Origin of the sequence: Sporosarcina sp. E16_3, from assembly GCF_017347125.1 — a bacterium.
In the GTDB taxonomy this organism is placed as follows: domain Bacteria; phylum Bacillota; class Bacilli; order Bacillales_A; family Planococcaceae; genus Sporosarcina.
Genome location: NZ_JADPRX010000007.1, coordinates 21,837 through 43,472, shown reverse-complemented (window position 1 = coordinate 43,472; position 21,636 = coordinate 21,837). Strand labels below are relative to the sequence as shown.

Annotated in this window: 18 protein-coding genes and 1 other annotated feature; of the genes, 16 read left to right on the top strand and 2 right to left on the bottom strand. The window is 41.2% G+C overall.

The genetic code is table 11. From position 1 onward, the window contains the following. Positions 1-269: 269 nt before the first annotated feature. The 11 genes from hemA to I2483_RS06685 all read left to right on the top strand — a co-directional run bounded on the left by hemA (position 270) and on the right by I2483_RS06685 (position 12,779). A complete protein-coding gene (hemA, locus tag I2483_RS06735) occupies positions 270-1,634 on the top strand; it encodes a glutamyl-tRNA reductase (RefSeq protein ID WP_207174707.1) in 1,365 nt (454 codons plus the stop codon). 89 nt (positions 1,635-1,723) lie between these two features. Continuing rightward, complete coding sequence (locus tag I2483_RS06730) at positions 1,724-2,554, top strand: cytochrome c biogenesis protein (protein ID WP_207174705.1); 831 nt, start codon at positions 1,724-1,726, stop codon at positions 2,552-2,554. A gap of 34 nt (positions 2,555-2,588) precedes the next feature. Then, complete coding sequence (gene hemC / locus I2483_RS06725) at positions 2,589-3,518, top strand: hydroxymethylbilane synthase (protein WP_207174701.1); 930 nt, start codon at positions 2,589-2,591, stop codon at positions 3,516-3,518. Further along, positions 3,511-4,269: a uroporphyrinogen-III synthase gene (locus tag I2483_RS06720; RefSeq protein WP_207174699.1), complete on the top strand. Its 759-nt coding sequence runs from the start codon at positions 3,511-3,513 to the stop codon at positions 4,267-4,269. The genes hemC and I2483_RS06720 overlap by 8 nt, the downstream gene beginning before the upstream one ends. Before the next feature lie 2 nt (positions 4,270-4,271). Then, positions 4,272-5,252: a porphobilinogen synthase gene (gene hemB, locus I2483_RS06715; RefSeq protein WP_207174697.1), complete on the top strand. Its 981-nt coding sequence runs from the start codon at positions 4,272-4,274 to the stop codon at positions 5,250-5,252. Continuing rightward, entirely contained in the window at positions 5,253-6,545 is a 1,293-nt protein-coding gene (gene hemL, locus I2483_RS06710; RefSeq protein WP_207174695.1) for a glutamate-1-semialdehyde 2,1-aminomutase, read from the top strand. 154 nt (positions 6,546-6,699) lie between these two features. Next, a complete protein-coding gene (locus I2483_RS06705) occupies positions 6,700-7,275 on the top strand; it encodes a hypothetical protein (protein WP_207174693.1) in 576 nt (191 codons plus the stop codon). 226 nt (positions 7,276-7,501) lie between these two features. Further along, positions 7,502-7,752: a binding site (T-box leader), on the top strand. Between the two features lie 45 nt (positions 7,753-7,797). Further along, positions 7,798-10,446: a valine--tRNA ligase gene (locus I2483_RS06700; RefSeq protein ID WP_207174691.1), complete on the top strand. Its 2,649-nt coding sequence runs from the start codon at positions 7,798-7,800 to the stop codon at positions 10,444-10,446. A 450-nt stretch (positions 10,447-10,896) separates the two neighbouring features. Continuing rightward, entirely contained in the window at positions 10,897-11,331 is a 435-nt protein-coding gene (locus I2483_RS06695; RefSeq protein WP_207174689.1) for a type IV pilus modification PilV family protein, read from the top strand. Beyond that, on the top strand, positions 11,328-11,717 hold the full coding sequence (locus I2483_RS06690) for a PilW family protein (protein ID WP_207174687.1): 390 nt from the start codon (positions 11,328-11,330) through the stop codon (positions 11,715-11,717). Before I2483_RS06695 ends, I2483_RS06690 begins: the two co-directional genes overlap by 4 nt. A 12-nt stretch (positions 11,718-11,729) precedes the next feature. Beyond that, complete coding sequence (locus I2483_RS06685; protein WP_207174685.1) at positions 11,730-12,779, top strand: hypothetical protein; 1,050 nt, start codon at positions 11,730-11,732, stop codon at positions 12,777-12,779. Positions 12,780-13,091: 312 nt separating this feature from the next. On the opposite strand, the gene I2483_RS06680 is transcribed toward I2483_RS06685, so the two are convergent. Together I2483_RS06680 and I2483_RS06675 are read right to left on the bottom strand one after the other, a co-directional pair. Further along, the gene (locus tag I2483_RS06680) at positions 13,092-13,889 is read right to left on the bottom strand and encodes an ATP-grasp domain-containing protein (RefSeq protein ID WP_207174682.1); all 798 of its coding nucleotides are present in this window, start codon (positions 13,887-13,889) and stop codon (positions 13,092-13,094) included. Then, positions 13,886-14,752 carry an ATP-grasp domain-containing protein gene (locus tag I2483_RS06675; RefSeq protein WP_207174680.1) on the bottom strand — a complete coding sequence of 289 codons (867 nt, stop codon included), beginning with the start codon at positions 14,750-14,752 and terminating at the stop codon, positions 13,886-13,888. Before I2483_RS06675 ends, I2483_RS06680 begins: the two co-directional genes overlap by 4 nt. A 62-nt stretch (positions 14,753-14,814) precedes the next feature. On the opposite strand from I2483_RS06675, the gene I2483_RS06670 reads away from it, so the two are divergent. From I2483_RS06670 to I2483_RS06650, 5 genes are all read left to right on the top strand, one after another. Then, the gene (locus tag I2483_RS06670) at positions 14,815-16,035 is read left to right on the top strand and encodes a bifunctional folylpolyglutamate synthase/dihydrofolate synthase (RefSeq protein ID WP_207174678.1); all 1,221 of its coding nucleotides are present in this window, start codon (positions 14,815-14,817) and stop codon (positions 16,033-16,035) included. A 107-nt stretch (positions 16,036-16,142) separates the two neighbouring features. Continuing rightward, on the top strand, positions 16,143-17,846 hold the full coding sequence (locus tag I2483_RS06665; RefSeq protein WP_207174676.1) for a sensor domain-containing diguanylate cyclase: 1,704 nt from the start codon (positions 16,143-16,145) through the stop codon (positions 17,844-17,846). A gap of 25 nt (positions 17,847-17,871) precedes the next feature. Beyond that, on the top strand, positions 17,872-19,596 hold the full coding sequence (locus I2483_RS06660; RefSeq protein WP_207174675.1) for a sensor domain-containing diguanylate cyclase: 1,725 nt from the start codon (positions 17,872-17,874) through the stop codon (positions 19,594-19,596). 237 nt (positions 19,597-19,833) lie between these two features. After that, a complete protein-coding gene (locus tag I2483_RS06655; RefSeq protein WP_207174673.1) occupies positions 19,834-20,298 on the top strand; it encodes a hypothetical protein in 465 nt (154 codons plus the stop codon). Next, positions 20,288-21,613, top strand: coding sequence for a hypothetical protein (locus tag I2483_RS06650; protein WP_207174671.1), 1,326 nt, complete (start codon positions 20,288-20,290; stop codon positions 21,611-21,613). The genes I2483_RS06655 and I2483_RS06650 overlap by 11 nt, the downstream gene beginning before the upstream one ends. Positions 21,614-21,636 lie beyond the last annotated feature (23 nt).

Below are 21,636 nucleotides of genomic sequence, written 5' to 3'. Positions count from 1 at the left end.
CGTACAACTTTCTGATTCTGGCGTATAGTTTAGTCAAACTGTCGTATAGTATTAGGTATCGGTAAAAAATAGTTCCACTAAATTTGGATTGGGCTTGCACATTCATTGCATGTGAATTCGAAGGCTGTTAGACTTAGATTGTAATCATTATAAATAGTTCCGTTTAACCGTTCGTAGTCATATGTTGTTCACAATTTCCAGTAAGAAAAGTGATAGCTATATGGTATAATAGGAAGCGTGAAATAGAACGTGAGAGGTGTGAACACCTGATGCATACAATCGTAATCGGTGTCAATCACCGGACAGCACCTGTTGAAATAAGGGAGAAATTATCTTTTATTGAGTCAGAACTGCCACAGGCGATGCAAACATTGCAACAGCAAAAAAGTATATTAGAAAATATTATTATATCGACATGTAATCGAACTGAAATTTATGCCGTTGTCGATCAGCTACACACGGGTCGTTATTATGTGAAAAACTTCTTGGCTGAATGGTTCGATATGCCTCTGGAGTCATTTTCATCGCATCTTATTATTATGGAAAATGATGGTGCAATTGAGCATCTGATGCGCGTATCAGCAGGGATCGATTCCATGGTTCTTGGCGAGACGCAGATTTTAGGTCAAGTGCGGGACAGTTTCCTTGAAGGCCAAACGATTGGTACAACAGGTACTTTTTTCAATGAGTTATTCAAACAAGCGGTAACACTTGCGAAAAAAGCGCATACAGAAACGGCAATTGGTGATAACGCTGTCTCCGTTTCCTATGCAGCTGTAGAGCTCGGAAAAAAGATCTTTGGCACATTGGATAAAAAGCATGTGGCCATTCTCGGAGCGGGCGAAATGGGTGAACTTGCTGTTAAGAACTTGCATGGAAGTGGTGCGAGTAAAGTGACAGTTGTTAACAGAACACTGTCAAAAGCAGAAGCACTTGCCGATAAATTCGGAGGCATTGCGAAATCAATGCAAGAACTGCAATGTACACTGCTAGAAGCGGATGTATTAATCAGTTCAACGGGTGCAAACGACTTCGTTATCGACTTCGAACTTATGCAGTTAGTAGAGCGATTACGTAAGGGAAGGCCGATATTTATGGTTGATATCGCAGTGCCGCGTGATTTGGATCCGCGTATCGGCGATTTACCGAATGTGTTCCTGTATGATATCGATGATTTGCAGGGGATTGTGGAAGCAAATCTTGCGGAAAGAAAGCGGGCTGCCGAAGAAATTGGCCTGATGATTGAACAAGAGATAGTCGTGTTCAAAGAGTGGGTTGCCCAACTCGGAGTGGTTCCTGTCATTTCGGCACTTCGTCAAAAAGCACACCGTATCCAAATGGAAACTATGGCGAGTATTGAAAACAAAATGCCTGATTTGACGGACCGTGAGAAAAAAGTCTTAAGCAAACACACGAAATCGATTGTCAATCAGTTACTGAAAGACCCCATTTTACAAGCGAAAGAACTAGCGATGGATTCAAAATCAGTCGAAAAACTGGAGCTCTTCCAACAAATATTCGGCATCGATGAAGACGTTGTGAAAGAGAAAGAAATGCTTGCAAAACAAGCGAAAGAACGGTTAAAGGTCAGAGCAGAAAGACATGCGACGGCACAACCGGATTTGACATTTTGAGCGTTTGTCAATGGGGCGTTTCCGCATCAGTGTGATACACTATAGATGCGGAAACGCCTCTATTAGTTCGGAAAGGCAGAGAAGTTATCATGGCTGATATGGTGATGGCGAGGCTGCATGAAGTTATGGTCGTGCTCTATGCAGTAAGTCTCGTTTTTTATTTTATAGATTACTTGAATAAGGATACGTTTGCACACCGAAGCGCTTTTTGGATATTAACCGTCGTCTACTTTCTACAAACATTCTTTCTCGTGATGTATATATACGAATGGAAAAGGTTCCCTGTACTCACACTTTTTGAGGGGATTTATTTTTATGCTTGGCTTTTAATTACTTTATCAATTATCTTGCATCTGTTTTACAAAGTTAATCACGCCGTCTTTTTCTTAAATGTGATTGGATTCATCTTTATGACGATTCACACATTTGGACCAGTACAAATTGAACAGTCGCCGATAGGGGAAGCGCTTATTTCAGAGCTGTTATTCATCCATATTACATTCGCGATTTTGTCCTATGCGGCATTTGCAATGTCATTCGTTTTTTCGATACTTTATCTTCTCGTCTATAAAGTATTGAAGAAAAAGAAATGGACGAAACAGTTTAGTAGGCTTCCTTCTCTTCATCAAACGGATCTTGGAATGAAGGCATCGCTTTACACTGGCATCCCATTCCTGTTTGTCAGTCTGGTTCTGGGCGTGCAGTGGGCAATTGTTGCGCTAGATGTATGGTCATTTTTGGATATGAAAATTATTGGGTCATTTATCTTACTTGCTGTATATGGTTCTGTATTAATTTTGAAGCGGAGTGGCAAGCTAACAGGTAATGACTTTGCATGGGCGAATGTATTCGCATTCCTTTTTGTGATTATTAACTTTTTCCTTGGCAGTAAGTTATCTGAGTTTCATTTCTGGTTATAAATCTTGTTATAAATGAAAGGTTGGATTAATTAATATGAGAAAAATTATCGTAGGATCAAGAAGAAGTAAACTTGCATTGACACAAACAAAATGGTTTATCGAACAGTTGAAAGCTGCAGGGGCTCCGTTTGAATTTGAAGTGAAAGAAATCGTTACGAAAGGCGATCAAATCCTAGATGTCATGTTATCGAAAGTCGGCGGTAAGGGGCTTTTCGTAAAAGAGATTGAGCAAGCATTATTCGATAAAGAAATCGATTTCGCTGTACATAGCATGAAAGACATGCCAGCTGTTCTTCCAGAAGGGCTTGTTATCGGTTGTATTCCTCCCCGTGAAGATGCGCGCGATGCATTCATTTCAAATGGTCATGTGAAATTCATGGACTTACCGGTAGGAGCTAAAGTCGGGACGTCTAGTTTACGCCGTAGTTCACAATTGCTACTTCTGCGTCCAGATCTTAACATCCAATGGATCCGCGGTAATATCGATACGCGTCTAAAAAAAATGGTTGACGGTGAATACGATGCGATTCTCCTTGCGGCTGCCGGTATGAAACGAATGGGCTGGAGCGCGGATGTGACTACGGAATATATGTCCGTCGAAGATTGTATTCCAGCTGTAGGACAAGGGGCACTGGCAATTGAATGCCGTTTTGACGATAAAGAGTTGCTTGCGGAACTTGCGAAATTAACGGATGAAAAAACGTGGAAAGAAGTTGAAGCAGAGCGTACTTTCCTAACTGAAATGGATGGCTCATGCCAAGTTCCGATTGCCGGATTTGCGCAATATAACGGTAGCGAAGTCGAATTGACGGGCTATATCGCTTCACCTGATGCAAAACAAATATTTAAAAAGACCTTCTCGAGCGCGGACCCCGTTGAAGCGGGTCTGGAGGTTGCGAAAACATTGCGTGCTGAAGGGGCTTCAGAAGTGATTGAGAAAGTGAAGGCGGATATGGATGCGTGATCGTCAACCGCTGTTAGCTGAAACAGTCATCTTTACAGGGACACCGAAATCTGAAGATGTCTTTGAATTGGTAAAGCGCTACGGAGGGACGCCTATTTCATTGCCACTTATTCAAGTGGCGGAGTTAGTGGAACAGACAGACGAACTTCGTTTGACTGCTTGTCCAATGTATGATTGGTTAATATTCACAAGTCAAAGTGCGGTAGCGGCGTTTGGTGCTAAACTCATTCGTCATGACGTTTCTTCGCAATCAATTCCGGCGAAAATAGCAGCGGTGGGCACTCGAACTGCAGAAGCACTTGAAAAAATCGGTTTTACAGTCGATTTCATTCCGACCGTGTTTAGTGCAGATACTTTCGTAAAGGAATTTAACCCTGCTGAAACGGATATCCGACGCATTCTTTTTCTACGTGGATCAATTGCGGGCGTCACCATCAAAGAGGAAATCCCTTTTGAAGTGGATGAATGGACTGTTTATACGACGGAGCCTGCAAATGACTCCATCGATTCACTCGTAAATTTAGTGCAACAACAACAGCAGTTGACCGTTTTATTCGCAAGTCCTTCGGCAGTTGAAATTTTTGCAGAAGAAGTTGTACCGCGGACAGGGTGGAACGGCTTTACAATCGGGGCTATCGGACATGTGACGGAAAAAGCGTTGCTAGAAGCTGGTGCTGCCGTTCATGTTAGACCCGATACATACACACTTATGGATCTCGTCGAGAAATTGGCGGGGCGAAAGGAAGGGTAATTTTGGATACTTTACAATTCAGACGTAACAGACGTTTGCGCACATCTACTACATTACGTTCTATGGTAAGAGAGACTGTTCTGCGGAAAGAGGACTTCATCTATCCGATTTTTGTCATAGATGGAGAAGACGTCAATAATCCAATTGCTTCTATGCCGGGTGTGTTCCAGAAATCACTTGACCATTTTGCAATTGAACTAGATGATATTGTGTCACTTGGAATTCCATCAATTATTTTATTTGGTCTTCCAGCAACGAAAGATGATAAGGGTTCGGAAGCCTATTCTGATCAAGGGATTGTCCAAAAAGCTACTCGTTTTGCAAAAGAACGTTATCCTGAACTTATCGTCATCGCAGATACGTGCCTGTGCCAATATACAGACCACGGTCATTGCGGTGTTCTAGAAGGTGGTAAAGTACTCAACGATCCTTCACTGGAACTACTGACGCGTACTGCAGTAAGCCAGGCGAAGGCGGGGGCAGACATCATTGCGCCATCGAATATGATGGACGGATTTGTAGCAGCCATTCGCCAAGGATTAGATGCGGCTGGTTTTGAAGATATTCCAATTATGTCCTATGCGGTGAAATATGCTTCTGCTTATTACGGGCCATTCCGTGACGCGGCAGAATCTACACCTAAATCAGGCGATCGCAAAACGTATCAAATGGATCCTGCAAACCGATTAGAAGCAATGCGTGAAGCGGAATCAGATGTTGCGGAAGGTGCTGACTTCCTAATTGTTAAACCGGCACTTTCATATCTCGATATTATGCGTGACGTCAAAGATAATTTTACATTGCCAGTAGTCGCGTACAATGTGAGTGGCGAATATGCGATGGTTAAAGCAGCAGCGCAAAATGGCTGGGTTGATGAAAAAGCAATCGTTCTTGAAACGTTGACAAGTATGAAGCGTGCGGGTGCGGATCTTATTATGACGTACCATGCGAAAGATGCGGCACGCTGGCTGGAGGAGAACTAATTGGGTAGAAATTATGACAAATCGAAACAAGCATTTGCAGAAGCTGTAAATCTTATGCCAGGAGGAGTAAACTCTCCTGTTCGTGCATTTAAATCTGTCAATATGGATCCGATTTTCATGCAAAGTGGAAAAGGCGCTATCATTACAGACATCGATGGCAATGAATACATCGATTATGTACTATCTTGGGGTCCGCTTATTCTCGGACATTCTGATCCAGACGTAGTTGAAGGCATTAAGCGCGTTGCAGAAACTGGGGCAAGCTTTGGTGCACCAACATTGGCGGAAAATGAACTTGCGAAACTTGTGATTGAACGTGTTCCTTCAATTGAAATGATTCGTATGGTGTCATCTGGCACGGAAGCGACGATGAGTGCACTGCGTTTAGCACGCGGTTACACAGGTCGTAATAAGATTTTGAAATTCGAAGGCTGTTACCACGGTCACGCTGACTCACTGCTTATTAAGGCGGGTTCTGGCGTTGCGACACTTGGTCTACCTGATAGCCCGGGTGTACCTGAATCCGTTGCAAAAAACACAATTACAGTACCTTATAACGACTTAGAGAGCATTAAAGTCGCCATTCGAGAATTTGGTGACGATTTAGCAGCAATCATTGTTGAGCCTGTCGCAGGCAATATGGGTGTTGTTCCACCTGAACCAGGTTTCCTTGAAGGGCTGCGTGAGTTGACAGAGAACAACGGCACGCTTCTTATTTATGATGAAGTCATGACGGGCTTCCGCGTTGGCTACAATTGCGCACAAGGTTATTATGGTGTGACACCGGATATTACATGTCTTGGAAAAGTAATCGGCGGCGGACTTCCTGTTGGCGCATACGGCGGAAAACGTGAAATTATGGAAAACATGGCTCCTGCAGGAACGATTTATCAGGCAGGAACTTTATCAGGTAATCCACTGGCGATGACTGCAGGTATTGAGACGTTGAAAAAATTAACGCCTGCATCCTATGACCATTTCATTAAACTTGGTGATCAGTTAGAAGCCGGTTTCCGTGTAGCGGCTAAAAAGTTTGATATCCCGCATACAGTAAACCGTGCAGGCTCTATGATCGGCTTTTTCTTCACCGACGAAAAAGTGTCAAATTACGATAAAGCGAAAACAGCTGATCTAGTACTGTTCGCTGATTACTACCGCTTAATGGCCGAAGAGGGTATTTTCCTTCCCCCATCACAGTTTGAAGGCATGTTCCTATCAACTGCGCATACAGAAGCGCATATTGAGAAGACAATTGAAGCGTTCCATACGGTGTTTGCTAAACTTCGTGCGTAAAAAAAGTTACATTAACGTTTATATTAATGACAAATAAAATATCCTCCGGCTAGTAAGTCAGTCGGAGGATATTTGCGTTCGTTCTAATTATTCTTCTATTGCAACCACGCCGCGCATACAATTGTTTGTGAAGGAATAGAAGGAGGGAACAAGTATGGAGAAAAAACAGTGGTCAATGCAGGAAAACTTTTATTTCCCGGAACATGCTGGCGTACCGACTGGGGTGCAGTCAGTCACAGTGACACCGAGATATACTGAAGAGCGAACGGAAGATGCGGTCCGATTGACAGGCATTTATCATATTGCGGCGAATGTCGAATTTGATGAAGGGTCTCGGGCAGAGGAATGGGATGATTCATTTATCCTCATTGACGATGTCGAAGTGGACGGCAAAGATGGCTATTTTGAATACGCAGTACCGCTAAATATTGACTTGCCTTCAATAGCGGAGAGCTCACTGGAAATTGTAACAACGCATGCAACAGGTAGACCGGACGGACAAGGTACTTACGGAGTTGTCTGGAATGTAGAGTGTACGTACACAGAAGCTGTTGCGTTAGTGGAAGAACCTGTAGAAGTGCAAGTAGTAGTTGCGACGCCGTTAGTAGCATTTAACAGCACTCCGTTAGATGAGCTGGACGAAGTGCTGTCGTTCATTGCGGAGCTCACAGATGGCGTATCGACGACAGCCTACCGTTCAAATGATGTTTTTGTAAAGAACGAAAGCTAAACCACAAAGTAAACATAACAGAAGAAAATCGCCTGTAGTTGGCACGATCAATAATCGTATCAATTGAAAGATACAAATTGGGATAATGATCCCTCTACAATAAAATCTACATCTTCGAAGCCAGGGAGGAAGTAAATAAGGGTTATATCCTCTACGCATGACACAATCCTTTCGTTATATACTTGACGAGCAACCGGTTATTCCGTTACAATTATTGCAACTGCATATGGATGCGATGATTGGGATAGTATGTGGATGGATTAGACTAAAGAGAGGGTTCGAGTGCTGAAAGGACCTGTCGATTATTTACAGAATGTAACCCATGAGCAGTTTCCGTGAAAGTATGTTCAAAAAGAAAGACATTTTTTGAACGTAGTAGCGGAAGCCGGTTTGAAGCCGTTATCGAAGTTTGAGGTGCACAGTTTTTTTGTGTGCACGAATAAAGGTGGTACCGCGAACAGCTCCTTCGTCCTTTAAGGCGATAGGAGTTTTTTTGTACCCAAAAATAAAGGAGGAATAAACATGTCAACTGAAAACAACACGTCGATGCCGACGAAATATGATCCACAGACAATTGAAGCAGGTCGCTATGAATGGTGGCTGAAAGGGAAGTACTTTGAAGCACAACCTGAAAGCGATAAAACGCCTTATACAATAGTTATTCCACCGCCGAACGTAACGGGTAAACTTCACCTAGGCCACGCATGGGATACAACGCTACAAGATATAATGACGCGCATGAAACGTATGCAAGGCTATGATGCATTATGGCTTCCAGGAATGGACCACGCGGGAATCGCGACACAGGCTCGTGTAGAAGCAAAACTTCGTGAAGAAGGAACGACACGTTATGATTTAGGCCGTGAAAAATTCGTTGAAGAAACATGGAAATGGAAAGACGAGTACGCAGGACATATCCGTTCGCAATGGGCGAAACTTGGTTTGGGTCTTGACTACACACGTGAACGATTTACCCTGGATGAAGGACTTTCGAAAGCTGTACAGGAAGTTTTCGTTAAACTATATAATAAAGGGCTTATCTACCGCGGCGAATACATTATCAACTGGGATCCTGCGACGAAAACAGCTATCTCTGATATCGAAGTCATCCATAAAGACATACAGGGTGCTTTCTATCATATGCGTTACCCACTTGCAGACGGAACAGGCAGTATCGAAATTGCGACAACTCGACCTGAAACAATGCTTGGGGACACTGCGGTTGCAGTCCATCCAGAAGATGAGCGATACAAACATTTAATTGGTAAAACGGTTAAATTACCAATCGTTGGCCGTGAAATTCCGATTATTGCAGACGATTACGTCGACATGGAATTCGGAAGTGGTGCCGTGAAAATAACACCTGCACATGACCCGAATGACTTTGAAATTGGAAACCGTCACAATCTTCCGCGTGTTCTTGTGATGAATGAAGATGGTTCAATGAATAAACTTGCAGGTAAATACGAAGGAATGGATCGCTTCGAATGCCGTAAAGAAATCGTTAAAGACTTACAGGAGATGGCAGTTCTATTCAACATCGAAGAACATAACCATTCTGTCGGTCACTCAGAACGCAGTGGTGCTGTCGTTGAACCGTATTTATCAACACAATGGTTCGTTAAAATGCAGCCGCTAGCTGATGAAGCGATTAAATTACAAGAAGCAGAAGGCAAAGTAAATTTTGTACCGGACCGTTTTGAAAAAACGTATTTAACATGGATGGAAAATGTCCATGACTGGTGTATCTCGCGTCAACTTTGGTGGGGCCACCGCATCCCGGCTTGGTACCACAACGAAACGGGTGAAATACATGTCGGACATGAAGCGCCTGCAGATAGCGAAAACTGGAGTCAGGACAATGACGTTCTTGATACATGGTTCTCATCTGCGCTATGGCCGTTTTCGACAATGGGATGGCCGGATCTCGACAACGAAGAATTCAAACGCTATTACCCAACTGATGCACTCGTAACAGGCTATGACATCATTTTCTTCTGGGTATCACGGATGATTTTCCAGGGAATCGAATTTACAGAACAACGTCCATTTAAAGATGTCTTAATTCACGGACTCGTACGTGCAGAAGATGGTCGTAAAATGTCTAAATCACTTGGTAACGGCGTCGACCCGATGGATGTTATTGAAAAATACGGCGCGGATGCACTGCGCTACTTCTTGTCGACAGGTTCGTCGCCAGGGCAGGATCTTCGCTACTCAACTGAGAAGGTTGAAGCGATCTGGAACTTTGCCAATAAAATCTGGAACGCCTCTCGTTTCGCATTAATGAACATGGATGGCATGACCTACGAAGAAATCGATTTAACAGGTGAAAAATCCGTAGCAGATGCATGGATCTTGACACGTTTGAATGAAACGATTGACCAAGTGACGAAACTTGCAGATCGCTATGAGTTCGGTGAAGTCGGCCGTGCGCTTTATAACTTCATCTGGGATGATTTCTGTGACTGGTACATCGAAATGGCGAAACTGCCACTTTACGGTGAAGACGAAACAGCGAAGAAAATGACGCGTTCTGTACTGGCGTACGTACTCGATAATACGATGCGTCTGCTACACCCGTTCATGCCGTTCATCACAGAAGAAATCTGGCAGAACCTACCGCATGAAGGCGAATCAATCACAATCGCTGCATGGCCGATTGCAGATCCTGCACTTACTGATAAAACACGTGCAACAGATATGAAACTGCTGATGGATATCATCCGCGCAGTACGTAATATCCGTGCAGAAGTAAATACACCACTTAGCAAAAAAGTTCCACTTTACATTTCAGCTAAAGACGATGCAACTGTAGCCGTGTTGGAAGCGAATCGTAGCTACATCGAACGATTCTGTAACCCTGAGACGTTAACACTAGGCAACAACATCACAGCACCTGGAAAATCGATGTCAGCGGTCGTTACAGGAGCAGAACTGTTCTTACCTCTCGAAGGTCTGCTGAACATCGACGAAGAACTAGCACGCTTGACAAAAGAACTTGCGAAATGGCAAGGCGAAGTGAAACGCGTTCAAGGCAAACTTTCAAACGAACGCTTCATGTCAAAAGCACCTGAAGCTGTAGTGGCAGAAGAGCGGGCTAAAGAAAGTGACTATCTAGAAAAATACGCGGCAGTAGAGCGTCGTATGCAGGAATTGAAGGAAATTTGATTTTGAAACGAAAAGACCCGATTGCGATTGGGTCTTTTTGTTTTGATAAATTTGTTGTGGGGGAATGAAGAATTAATTGTTCATTGTACTGTCGAAAAACGCCTGTGTGGTTTTCCATTTAGCTTATACATATTGGTTAGTAAACTGAAGAACTGTTAATTTGATTTTGATTAAAAATCGCGAAATGTGGTAGTATAGGTTTATATGAGTCTATGAAATATTAAGAATGTGTTGAATTTATAGGAGTAAAGGATTGGTTGGGAATTCTTTGTTACTCATTATATAGATTGTGATAAATAATCCCATTGAATTCGCTACGGCGCTAGGGGATACCTCCCGCCCTAAGCCAGATAGCTTCGCCATCAGTCTTAGGGCTTCGGCTCCCCCTTGTAAGGCGCCTTCGCTTGGTTTATATAGGTAGTAATAGTACGAATGAAAAGGATGATAGATATGGGAAAGTTTAAACTGAAGAGGGGTATGGGGGAAGGTGGATTATCGATTGTTGAAGTCCTTGCAGCACTCGTCATTCTTTCAATTGTGTTCATCGCTTTTTTCTCGTTCTTTACCCAATCTGCGACCTTCACGAAGCATAACAAGGAAAAGTTAACAGCTGTACAGATAGCTGAAGAAGTTGTTGCTAAAGTGCGAGTCATTAAATCGCTTGATAAGTTTGATGAGATGGCTAAACTAAATGGATATAAACTAACCAACGGCGTCTATGTAAATTCCAACAGCTATCCTGATTATGAGGTGGAAATCAAGGTTGGAACTGGTCCAGTCAGTGGACTAAATAAAGCTGTAATTACAGTGGAAACCCATACTAACGTGGGTATTACAGACTCAACGTTTAAAACCGAAATGTATTTTGATGAGGTGAAACCATGAAAAATGAGCGTGGGCTTACACTTGTCGAACTGCTTGCAGTACTAGTAATTCTAAGTGTCATTATGATGTTGATTGGAACAGTCTTGGTTAATGGAATGAAAGCATCCAATCGAACTACCACGAATCAACAATTGCAACAAGAAGCGAATTATATTGTGGAAGTAGTTAGGAAGGAATACTTGAAGTCGGGTGTAGTTGTTCCAATTAAGCTTGAGGTTGATAAGGATAAGTTGAAAATGGACGGAACTATTATTTCTGAAGGTTATATATACACATTAGAATCTAGTAATAGTATATCTCGAACAGGGTCATCCAATTTCAATTTACTAATAGAAAAGAATGGGAAGTATTACAAGGTCGACACGATATTAAGTAAGCTACCCTAAGGAGGGATGATGATGAGTCATAATAAAAATGAACGTGGCGGTGCATTAGTGATGGTATTGCTCCTTGTACTTGTATTTACGATACTCGGAATGGGATTACTCACAATGAATATATCCGCCGCAAAACAGTTTAATAAGAAAGAAGAACAGGTGCAGGCAAGGCATTTTGCGGAAATGGGCGTTTTGCATTATCAGGCTAAAGTTAAGGAAATGATTGAGGAACATAATAATAAAATTAAAAGTATAACTCATGCTGAAATTTTGAGTGGAATAAACACTGAATTTTGTAGGGAGTTAAATAACGAAAAAAAATTACCTGAAGAAATAAACGGTGAAAAACAGTCCAATTACACTGTTTCATTGAAGGGGACATCAGGCTGTGATTCGATTAGCACTGAAATTAAACTTACTATTAATAGTGTTGGGAAATCTGGAATAAACCGTGAAGTTGAGATTGATGCAGATATCACCTTTCGACGTCCAAATACTTTATTCGATGTGGTAAGTGGGGGTGGCGAAAATGGAGGAAATAATCTACCGCCAACAACACCGACAGAAAATGTGAATGTGGAATATGGAAATTTCAATATAAAAAATGGCGCAAAACAATATGAAACAAGTATTCATATAAAAGAGGGGAAGAAAGGTGAGAAAGGTCAACTTACAGTTGAGCCTGGGAAGAATGAGGGGGGGACGGATGCAACGTTTCAAAATGATTTATATGTTGAGGGGGTTGTAGATATTCATAACCAAGGATGTATTGCTGTGCAAGGTAATTTTACTGCTACAGAATCCCTTAAATTAGGGAATAAAGCATATCTCTACATCTACGGAAATGCAAATTTACCTTCATCGATTAATTTGCATAACAATCATGCGGAAATTTACGTGTCGGGAGATGTGTATATTAATGGGGTGAAGCAGGTTCCGGAGAAATATTCTGCTGTTCCTATTAAAAACTCAGAATGCTCACCACCTGGCCCTGGCGATAATGGTGGTTCAGGTTCTTTGAAAGCTACTAAATGGGATTTGAATACCAAAATAGAAGCGTCTTATATGTAAAAATGCGGATACTAAATAAATCTCCGGTGCCAATCGCTCACTTAATTCAGACACAATTCATTCAGTTTTTGGTTCGCGAGTGACTGTCACGGTTTACCAATTTACTGTGTTTGTAATACATCACTAAGCGCCGAAGCGGATTTGAAGGGAATCAGTATTTCAACTTTGTTTCTGGCGCTGGGCGCTCGGATGCCAATCCTAAAACCACTCACGCAATTAAAATAAAGATCAGACATCTTCGCAGATGTCTGATCTTTTCCATGTTTACTCAAGGAGTTTATCTTTATATTTACCAAAAATACTTGTCACTAACTATTCTCTGGAAAGCTTCCCTTTAATATACCTCATCAACTTCTCAGCCACCGAAAACTCATGCGTAACATACACTGACCTAGCCCCGACAGGATCCTCAATTTCATTCAACAGCCATCTTCCGTCAGGTAATAATATGAAGTCAATCCCCACATAATCACTTTTTATTGCTTGGGAAATAGTTTTCACATCATTTTCCTGCCAATTGGAAAGTATGTATTTTTCGACAGAGCCACCCAGCGTGTAGTTTGATTTGAATGAACCATTACCAGTGCGCTTTACAGCCCCGACAATCTCATTGCCAATCATAAATACGCGTATATCCCGGGCGCCGGATTCGATGAAAGGTTGGACAATTAATTTTCTGTCGTGAAACTTGGTGAAAAATAACTCCGCATCCAAAGCTGATGTACAAAGGAAAACTTCATTCCCGCCATGGCCGTCGACCGTTTTCAATACGCAAGGATAGGAACTGATTTCATCAATAGAACGAATTCTGTTTGTTGGGACGGCAGGAATACCGAGCAGGGTAGCCAGTTCAAATGTACGCAATTTATCGTTCGCAATCCTATTTACTTCAGCACGATTGAATAGCCTTGAACCTTCCATCTCAAACTTGATAGCCCGCCCAGTATCGCGGTCTCGGAAAAGAATGAAATCTGCATCTGAATTTGGTTTTTCATCTTCAACCAGCAACTGCAGTTCAATGCCGATTCGTTCAGATTCTATTATCAAATCATCGATAAATGCACGATTCCTAACTGATTCAGCCTTTGAATAATAAACGTATCCCTTCATTCGAGCTTCCTTAAAATATACGCGATCATCGCATCTGCTACATTAATACCCGTGATGTTGTAAATATTGCGAATGTGGGCGGCTGCATTCACTTCGCAAACGAGCGGTTCTTCATTATCGCCGAACAGTAAGTCGACACCCGCAAACTCTGCTCCGACTGCGTGGGCGGCTTGTATCGCTAACGCTTTTTGTGGTTCTGTTAGTTCGATGACTGTCGCAACACCGCCATTTGTAATATTCGCCCGGAAATCAGTTTCAGAGTGACGGTACATTGCCGCGACAATCTCACCACCAACAATATTCACTCGAATATCCCGTCCTCTGCTGTTTGCGATGAACTCCTGAAATAAATAGTCGATGCCCCGTAATTCATCCGTCTTTTCATAAAATTGCTCTTCCGTTTCAATCAAATACACTTTCATACCAAATGAACCATGGCCTTCTTTAATAATCATGGGTAGTCCAAGACGTTCCAGCACTTGCTCATAGTAACCTGAATTTTTGATTGTGAAATTCGGATACACTTTAGGTGCAATGATTGTTTCTGGCATCGGAATGCCTTGCTTCGAAAGTTCGAGATATTGTATGGCTTTGTTATCGCAGGTTTCAATGACATCAGGATCGTTGAAAACAGGAATTCCTGAGTTTTTCAGGAAATTTGCGAGTAGAATATCTTTATCTAGAAAGATTACAAAATCGGGACGGTTTTCTATAATTGTTTTTAAATTCATCATCACTTCATAGTTCATCTTAAGCTCGGCGCTAATACCCGCACGTTCCGCAGCCTCTTTCATCAGTTCAGCCTGATCCTTGAATTTATCACTTGTTAAACTTCCATTATAAATAACCCAACAACTTTGCATTAGAAACCCTCCGGGAATGATATACTTTTTCTAACTAGATTCTAACATACGGAGGGATAGTTTTGATTCCAAAAATGAATGTATATAAAAAACGATGGGGAATTGATAGTGATGATTCTATTAAGCCAGGTTTAGAGGCAGTGCAGGAAGCGCTTGTAAAAATGGGTAGTCCCGAAAAACAATTGCAAGTCATACATATAACAGGGACGAATGGAAAAGGTTCTACGATTGCATTTATGGAAGCAATTTTGAAAGAGCATGGATTGTCGACAGGTGTTTTTTCGTCGCCCGCAATTATCGACATTCATGATCAAATCCGTATGAATGGCGAAGTGATAACGGAAGAGGAATTAGATAAATCATTTCAGGCGATGAAGGAAGCTGGACTGAGTGGGTTACTAACGGATTTTGAATTGCTAACTGTAGCAGCATTTACAACGTTTAAACGATCTGCGCCAGATTATGTCTTACTAGAAACAGGAATGGGTGGATTGCTGGACAGTACGAATGTCGTTATACCGCTCGTTTCAGTTATTACTTCCATTGCGCTTGATCATACTGCGTTTCTAGGGACGACTGTTGCGGAAGTGGCAAGGCATAAGGGAGGCATTATAAAAAAGGGGATTCCTGTCGTAACAGGGCCGTTGCTTGAAGAGGAAGCACTTAAGGTCGTCCGCACTATTTCGAATCAACAAGGTAGCCCGCTATTCATGTACGGTAACCAATTTTGTATGAAGGATGCTATGTTTTACGGAACTGAAATGTTCCAGTTGGCTGGACGAAAGATGAAAGGATACCATCAAGGTGTGAATGCCGCAGTTGCGATTCAAGCACTTTTTTCTTCTGGCATTCGACTTAATGAAGAAGCTGTCTCTAGGGCAGTCGCTTCAACGCAACTGGCACATCGTTTTCAAGAGATTTCACCCGGTGTATTTATGGATGGGGCACATAATCCAGCAGCTGCTAAAGTACTTGCAGACACGATTCGCTTTGAATTTCCGGATGAGAAAGTGGACTTTGTTGTAGGAATGTTGAAGGGGAAAGATATTGAAAATACGTTGAATGAACTGATACCAGTTGCGGCCTCATTCACATTTCTAACGTTTCCCCATCCGCAAGCAGCTACTGGTGAGCAATTAATGAAATATTGCCACCATGAAGAAAAAAAGGTGACAATGGCTGAAGGTAATACTATAATACTATTAACAGTAGATGATAAAAAGAAAATAGTAACAGGTTCTCTGTATTTGCTAAGTAGTCTAATGGACTATAGCGTGGATTGATTGTTAGGGAGAAATTTTTGGATAATAGTGACAAACCCGTTTTGGTCTGATAAACTTTTGAAGACTTCTATCTTTTCTGACTTATTTATTTGGGAGTGGATAATGTAATGACGGTTGTAAATAGGTCCACTATGCGTTATTTTATTTTGTGGTTATTGACCGTTCCAACTGGATTGATTTATGTTTTTTTAAATTATCCTCCAGTACAAGTAAACTGGATGTACGTGGCGGTTTTTATAGTATTCGGATTCCTCACAACCTACTATCCGATGTTAAGGAAAGGTATACCGATATTCCTAGTTCTCTGGGTGACTGTGCCCGCCTTTTTAATGTATGGACTCTTTATTGAAATGATCGTCATGCAAATTTCAATTCTAGCGATCCTAATGTCATTACCGAGTAAGTTACCATTGCTACAACGTTTTTTCATTAACTCGACACTTTTTATCTTTTTATCGATCATCGCAGCTATCGTTTTTGATATGGTGGGTGGGGAAATCGGCTCTATTGAATTTTGGCCTGTAATAATTGCGGTATTCTGCTATCAATTCATTCATACAGTATTCAATGACATAGGGCTGAGAATATATGCGGTGTACAAAAAAGTTAACTCGCCTTTCTTTTCAAAAGATCTATTGGTGGACTATGCGATGAATCTTGTTGTTCTGCCCTTGTCGCTTTCGTTCTATTATTTACTGCAATTTGTTGGAGCGGGTTCTTTTTTATTAATCGGAATTCCTTTTTTCTTTATTTCATTAATTATCCGCCTTTATAACAATTCTGAAAGAATTAATATTGATTTGCGGCAAGCGGGAGACATCGGTAACGGACTTTCAGAGTTATTAACAGAAAAAGCTGTAATTGACCAATTTGTCATAAAAGTGTCGGACATGTTCGATGCAGATTATACGTATCTATTTGACCATCAGGATGGTTGGCTTGAGCTCCTCCGTTCCTATGAACATGGAAAATTCATTGACATCGATTTTGCCCTTCTATCCGCAGGACAAGGGATTGCGGGATCAGTTCTTGAACAGAATAAGCCGCTCATCTATTCGGAAAGGAAAGAGTGGGAATCGGTTTCAAAGGACTATTCACCAAGTGGAATGCAAAGTGTACTGTGTGTCCCAATTTCACGGAATCAGAAAATCGAAGCAGTTTTGTTTTTGGCTTCAGATAAGAAATCCTTCTTTGATGACTACCAGTTGAAAATCTTAGATTTACTATGTTCCTATTTCACTGTTACGGTGGAAAAAGCCCGTTATATGCAAGAGGCAGTTGCAAAGAATGAGCGTTGTGCGTTAACCGGGCTTTATAACTACAGGTATCTTGAGGAACGGTTAACGTATGAAATGGACAGGCTTAAAAACAACGAAATTAACAATCTTTCGGTCGTTTTGCTTGATATTGATTATTTTAAACAAGTGAATGACACGTATGGACATCAAAGTGGGAACGACATTCTTTATATGTTTGCTAAGAAACTTGAAGCTGCACTTCCTACTGGCGGGACGGTTGGCCGCTATGGAGGAGAGGAGTTTGTCTATATTTTGCCTGGTATTGAGAAAGCTGAAGCCGTCGACTTCGCAGAAATACTCCGCGCTGAAATTGGTAGTCATGGTTTTACCATAATCCCAGATCTAGTCGAGGATAAGTACCCGCAAGTCGTCTATATTACGTCCAGTATCGGTGTTTCGTCATCTCCGTTAGATACGGATGAAGCGATGACATTACTGCGGAATGCGGATCGTGCACTTTATTTAGGAGCGAAGCAGGCAGGGCGCAATAGGGTTGCTGAATATGTGAAATAAATTAATGAAAGGAAGTGTGTGGGAGATGGTGATATCTAGAAGGTTTCAGATTATTACTTTTATTACGTGGATTGGTATCGTTCCTCCCGGCATCTTTCTAGCATTTATTTTATTTCCTTCAAAAGAAATAGAATGGTTGAATCTGATCATTTTGTTCGCACTGCTATTCGTGACGATGACAATGCCTTTGCAATTAAACAATATTACGGTTTCATTTGAACGTTGGATTACTTTTACTATTTTTTTTCAATACGGGGTATTTGCGGAGTTGGCTTTTACGCAAATTGCAATGCTTATACTAGTATTTAGCACAAAATCAGATTTGCCACTTTTGCATCGTTTTTGCGTCAATTCGATAATCTTCACACTCATCTCACTAGCGAGCGGAACTCTATTTCATTTTGCAGGTGGAGTAATAGGGTCAACTGATTTTTCGAACATCTGCCTATTCGGACTTATTTATGCCATTAGTTATACGACTATTAATTGTGTTTTGATGCAAGTCTATTTATATTTTGAACTAGGCATATATTCTTTGAAGGAAAAATTTGTTCTATGGGATTTTGCTTCTACAATGATTTTACTTCCGTTCAGCATTTCCCTTTACTTTCTATATGAACATTTTGGTAATAATGCAATCCTTTTGATTGGCATCCCGTTCCTTCTCGTTTTATTAATTGCAAGAATGTATAATCGGTCCGATAATTTGAATGATAAACTATCTTTTGCGGGTATTATCGGGAGAGAACTTGCCGAGCGGCTTGGCTTTGAAGACGTGATTCGGACGTTCATCGAAAAACTGAAAGATGTGGTACCTTATGATAATGCTTATGTTCTAGACCTTAGAAACGGTGAGCACTTGATAACGTTAATGGCGTCAGAATATGGGGTTATTACAAAAAAAGTGAACGGACTATCATTCAAACAAAAAAAAACTGAGGATGATGGATTGGATACCGACAATCCTAAAATTTTTGCGACTCAAAAGGAAGCAAGAGTACTAAATAACTTCGAATTTCTACAACGAGTGGAAAGTGTCATGACTGCTCCAATCAAGCGAAATCAGAAAACGGAAGGATTTCTCATACTAACATCCAGTCGGAAAAATGTATTTCAGGCGTTGGAAATGAAAATTGTTGACGTTCTTACTGGATACTTTGCAATTTCATTAGTGAAGGCGCGCTATTACGAAAAGACTGTTGAGCAAAGTGTACGATGTGGTTTGACCGGTTTGCATAACTTCCGCTACCTCAATTCAAAATTGGACGAAGAAATCATCCGATTCCATATAGGGGAAATAAATTCGCTTTCAGTTTTAATGCTAGATATCGACCATTTTAAATCGATTAATGATACATATGGACATCAGAGTGGGAATGACCTTCTTAAAGCACTTGCTAGACTGCTGGAATCATTTGTTCCAGTCGAAGCAATACTTTCACGATATGGAGGGGAAGAATTCGTCATCGTCTTGCCGAATTACGGGAAAAGCGAAACGACCAAACTCGCAGAAAAAATTAGAAATGAAGTGGAATTGTCTACATTCCGCATCATCCCGGATCTTTCTAAAGAGCGCGAACCTGTTGATATCCATATGACTGTTAGTATTGGCGTTGCTTGTGTTCCTGAGGATGCGGGTGATGCGAAAGAACTTTTGCGTAATGCCGACCGAGCGTTGTACATAGGCGGCAAGCAAGCAGGGAGGAATAAAGTTGGGGTTTATGGAAATGAATGGATCGAAACATTATGAAGTTTAATCATTGAAAATCTAATTCCATAAAATTCATTTTCAGAAAAAGACCGGGAAACCGGTCTTTTTTATGTATCCTTCCTATTGTTCGACAACTTTTACCGTGACAAACTGTGTAAAGTCTATGATAATAGTAATGAGAAGTCAATAAGTGAATATGGTAATTTTATCACAATTACATTGTTCTTAATTTAAAAGAAAATATCAATCATTAAATGAGTAAGGGGAGACCCCATATTGGAATATATTATTCTACTAGTAGCTGCGATTCTAGCCCTACCAATATTAATGTATATAGTTCGTCGGAAAAGAATAAGTAATCGGGTTTTACTTGGAACGATTGCGGGATTATTTATATCTCTTATAGGTCTTGTGATGCAAGGCACATTTGATCCTCCCTATGTCCTAGTGGTGATGTTCGGACTTGCATTTGCTGTTTCAGTTTTGTTGGACAAGCGGTCTGAACCGGAAGTAGGTACAGTTCCTGAGCTACCTGTGGTGAAAGGTATCCCAAGTGAAATTATCAACTCTAACCGTATCAATGCGAATGAAGAACTAGTTGCGTCAGTCGACAAGGATGTTGATTTTGGAATGGAACCGATTGAGGATGATTTGAATCAATGGATAAGCGCAAATCGAGAAGAAATTGAGAGTGGGCAGAGTGAGTTTTACGATAGAAAGGAGCGTTCTGATGGGAAGTAAAAGATTCTTAAATACGTTTATCATAGTCTTGACGTCGACGCTGGTTTTTTACGGATTTTCATCTGTAGGCGCGCTCGCGATTTCTAATGCATCATCAAAGAATTTTGGGGATCAAACCTTTGTCGGACCTTTCGATATCTCAAGACAAAAAGAACAAGCAGTGATTGAGAAACTAAAATCAGATTTCATTACACTTCAAACGGATTTTTCGGTCGATTTAACTTATCAGGATATCACTGTTGTATTGCCTGCCGAAGTAGTTACTTTTGACGTCGAAAAAACAGTAGAACAATCAATTTCAGGTAAAGAAAACCCGATTGTCGCAACAGTTTCAGTCGATGGACTTCGAACAATTCTAGCACAGCAGTTTTCTGCAATTCTGTTTAGTGAGGAAAGTATTCAATCGATTGCAACTGGTATCGAACGGGAGTTGGAAAACGGTATTATGCCACTTAATGTTCACATTACGGATTACTCGGACTTCACGGAAATAGAAATCGCAACATCGTCAATTGCTATAACAGAGCCCTCGACTTTGTTGATGAATGTAATCAATGCATTAAATGGTACGGAAATTTCCTCTTTTGCAACGTTTTCTTTAGTTGATTTCATTAAAAGTAAGGAGATTGGTCACGTATCTGATGAGGAATTAACAGTGCTTGCATCTGTTCTTTACGCGACAATATTGCAAACGAATTTTGTTGTAGATGAACGAAATATTGGCAGTACGCTAGCGTCATCAGCAGAACCGGGATTCGAAGCGGCAATAAATGAAAAAATTGGACTAAATTTCATTTTCACAAATCCCAATAAAACAGTTTTCACGCTTTCTATTGCTTCTGTAGGCGGAACAATCCAATCGTCCATTACGGGCATGCCATTGCTTTATTCTTATCAGCCGTATATTGACCAAATTCAATCATATGAGCAAAAAACGGTCAAACAGTTTAGTGCATTCGTGCCAAACGGACAAATACGTATCGCAGATGAAGGCCGTAAAGGGATGGAAGTAGATGTTCATCGAACCATTTCATATGAAGGGGCGGTAGTAGTGGATGAAATGATAGCATCAGATTTCTATGCACCACTGCCTAAAATAGAAATACATCCATTAAAGAAAGATTTAACGCAGACTGCGGGTACAGGTAGTAATGACCTTGGTACCGTCGATTCACAGGGGAATCCAATAGATTCCGGTGATCAATCAAATCCACTGTCTGATACTTATCCGTCTCAAGGACAGGATTCTGATGGCGATGAAGAGCAAAAAACACCTGATATTCAGTATGATAAAGGTGGAAATATCATTAACTAACTATCAGTTTGAATTGGGGAGGA